We start from the raw sequence: 3,747 nt of genomic DNA, 5'->3' as shown, positions 1-3,747 counted from the left end.
GGTGATGGCCCCCCTTCTCCCGAAGTTACGGGGGCATTTTGCCGAGTTCCTTAACCATAGTTCACCCGAACGCCTCGGTATTCTCTACCTGACCACCTGAGTCGGTTTAGGGTACGGGCCGCCATGAAACTCGCTAGAGGCTTTTCTCGACAGCATAGGATCATCCACTTCACCACAATCGGCTCGGCATCAGGTCTCAGCCTTAATGTGTGACGGATTTGCCTATCACACGGCCTACACCCTTACCCCGGGACAACCACCGCCCGGGCTGGACTACCTTCCTGCGTCACCCCATCGCTTACCTACTACCACCTTGGTTCGCCGGCTCCACCACTTTCCTTTCCCCGAAGGGTCCGGAACGGCTTCACGGGCTTAGCATCAGAGGGCTCGATATTGGGCGTTTCAAAGCGGGTACCGGAATATCAACCGGTTGTCCATCGACTACGCCTGTCGGCCTCGCCTTAGGTCCCGACTTACCCTGGGCAGATCAGCTTGACCCAGGAACCCTTAGTCAATCGGCGCACACGTTTCTCACGTGTGTATCGCTACTCATGCCTGCATTCTCACTCGTGAACCGTCCACAACTCGCTTCCGCGGCTGCTTCACCCGGCACACGACGCTCCCCTACCCATCACAACACCCGTTGGGGCTATACGCTGCAATGACACGACTTCGGCGGTACGCTTGAGCCCCGCTACATTGTCGGCGCGGAATCACTTGACCAGTGAGCTATTACGCACTCTTTCAAGGGTGGCTGCTTCTAAGCCAACCTCCTGGTTGTCTCTGCGACTCCACATCCTTTCCCACTTAGCGTACGCTTAGGGGCCTTAGTCGATGCTCTGGGCTGTTTCCCTCTCGACCATGGAGCTTATCCCCCACAGTCTCACTGCCGTGCTCTCACTTACCGGCATTCGGAGTTTGGCTAAGGTCAGTAACCCGGTAGGGCCCATCGCCTATCCAGTGCTCTACCTCCGGCAAGAAACACACGACGCTGCACCTAAATGCATTTCGGGGAGAACCAGCTATCACGGAGTTTGATTGGCCTTTCACCCCTAACCACAGGTCATCCCCCAGGTTTTCAACCCTGGTGGGTTCGGTCCTCCACGAAGTCTTACCTCCGCTTCAACCTGCCCATGGCTAGATCACTCCGCTTCGGGTCTTGAGCGTGCTACTGAAACGCCCTATTCGGACTCGCTTTCGCTACGGCTTCCCCACACGGGTTAACCTCGCAACACACCGCAAACTCGCAGGCTCATTCTTCAAAAGGCACGCAGTCACGACCCATTGGGTAAACCCAATGAGCGACGCTCCCACGGCTTGTAGGCACACGGTTTCAGGTACTATTTCACTCCGCTCCCGCGGTACTTTTCACCATTCCCTCACGGTACTATCCGCTATCGGTCACCAGGGAATATTTAGGCTTAGCGGGTGGTCCCGCCAGATTCACACGGGATTTCTCGGGCCCCGTGCTACTTGGGTGTCTCTCAAACGAGCCGTTAATGTTTCAGCTACGGGGGTCTTACCCTCTACGCCGGACCTTTCGCATGTCCTTCGCCTACATCAACGGTTTCTGACTCGTCTCACAGCCGGCAGACTGTGAAAGAGAGATCCCACAACCCCGCATGCGCAACCCCTGCCGGGTATCACACGCATACGGTTTGGCCTCATCCGGTTTCGCTCGCCACTACTCCCGGAATCACGGTTGTTTTCTCTTCCTGAGGGTACTGAGATGTTTCACTTCCCCTCGTTCCCTCCACATGCCCTATGTGTTCAGGCATGGGTGACAGCCCATGACGACTGCCGGGTTTCCCCATTCGGAAACCCCCGGATCAAAGCCTGGTTGACGGCTCCCCGGGGACTATCGTGGCCTCCCACGTCCTTCATCGGTTCCTGGTGCCAAGGCATCCACCGTGCGCCCTTAAAAACTTGGCCACAGATGCTCGCGTCCACTGTGTAGTTCTCAAGCAACGACCAGCCACCCATCACCCCGCCACACTGGACGAGTTCACTGGGGCCGGCATCGCGAAGATACAAACCTTACGGCCGTACCCTCAGATACCCAACAACGTGCCAGGCGTGAGCCACCGTCCGTGTTCCCCGTTCCACGCCGAAGCAGTACTAGGAAGAACCATCAGGTCACTCACGCCAAATAATCAACGTTCCACCCATGAGCTGACCGTGCAGAACGTTTGCCTGCAATCGGTACTGTGCTCCTTAGAAAGGAGGTGATCCAGCCGCACCTTCCGGTACGGCTACCTTGTTACGACTTCGTCCCAATCGCCAGTCCCACCTTCGACAGCTCCCTCCCACAAGGGGTTGGGCCACCGGCTTCGGGTGTTACCGACTTTCGTGACGTGACGGGCGGTGTGTACAAGGCCCGGGAACGTATTCACCGCAGCAATGCTGATCTGCGATTACTAGCAACTCCGACTTCATGGGGTCGAGTTGCAGACCCCAATCCGAACTGAGACCGGCTTTTTGAGATTCGCTCCGCCTCGCGGCATCGCAGCTCTTTGTACCGGCCATTGTAGCACGTGTGCAGCCCAAGACATAAGGGGCATGATGACTTGACGTCGTCCCCACCTTCCTCCGAGTTGACCCCGGCGGTCTCCTGTGAGTCCCCATCACCCCGAAGGGCATGCTGGCAACACAGGACAAGGGTTGCGCTCGTTGCGGGACTTAACCCAACATCTCACGACACGAGCTGACGACAGCCATGCACCACCTGTATACCGACCACAAGGGGGGCACTATCTCTAATGCTTTCCGGTATATGTCAAGCCTTGGTAAGGTTCTTCGCGTTGCGTCGAATTAAGCCACATGCTCCGCTGCTTGTGCGGGCCCCCGTCAATTCCTTTGAGTTTTAGCCTTGCGGCCGTACTCCCCAGGCGGGGAACTTAATGCGTTAGCTGCGGCACCGACGACGTGGAATGTCGCCAACACCTAGTTCCCAACGTTTACGGCGTGGACTACCAGGGTATCTAATCCTGTTCGCTCCCCACGCTTTCGCTCCTCAGCGTCAGTAATGGCCCAGAGATCCGCCTTCGCCACCGGTGTTCCTCCTGATATCTGCGCATTTCACCGCTACACCAGGAATTCCGATCTCCCCTACCACACTCTAGCCTGCCCGTATCGGATGCAGACCCGGGGTTAAGCCCCGGGCTTTCACACCCGACGTGACAAGCCGCCTACGAGCTCTTTACGCCCAATAATTCCGGACAACGCTTGCGCCCTACGTATTACCGCGGCTGCTGGCACGTAGTTAGCCGGCGCTTCTTCTGCAGGTACCGTCACTTTCGCTTCTTCCCTGCTGAAAGAGGTTTACAACCCGAAGGCCGTCATCCCTCACGCGGCGTCGCTGCATCAGGCTTTCGCCCATTGTGCAATATTCCCCACTGCTGCCTCCCGTAGGAGTCTGGGCCGTGTCTCAGTCCCAGTGTGGCCGGTCGCCCTCTCAGGCCGGCTACCCGTCGTCGCCTTGGTGGGCCATTACCCCACCAACAAGCTGATAGGCCGCGGGCTCATCCTTCACCGCCGGAGCTTTCAACCAGCCTCCATGCGGAGGCCGGTGTTATCCGGTATTAGACCCCGTTTCCAGGGCTTGTCCCAGAGTGAAGGGCAGATTGCCCACGTGTTACTCACCCGTTCGCCACTAATCCACCCCGAAGGGCTTCATCGTTCGACTTGCATGTGTTAAGCACGCCGCCAGCGTTCGTCCTGAGCCAGGATCAAACTCTCCGTGAATGT

Annotated in this window: 2 rRNA genes (1 of these 2 only partly in view); both read right to left on the bottom strand. The window is 57.7% G+C overall.

From position 1 onward, the window contains the following. Positions 1-1,932, bottom strand: a 23S ribosomal RNA gene (locus tag ACGFYP_RS34620) (it extends 1,272 nt beyond the left edge of the window). A gap of 286 nt (positions 1,933-2,218) precedes the next feature. Next, positions 2,219-3,744: ribosomal RNA gene (locus ACGFYP_RS34615) — 16S ribosomal RNA — on the bottom strand. The 16S and 23S rRNA genes sit together here, the layout of an rRNA operon. Positions 3,745-3,747: the final 3 nt, after the last annotated feature.

This window comes from Streptomyces sp. NPDC048370, from assembly GCF_043200825.1.
Classification (GTDB): Bacteria; Actinomycetota; Actinomycetes; order Streptomycetales; family Streptomycetaceae; genus Streptomyces.
This window is presented reverse-complemented; position numbering and strand designations above follow the sequence as displayed.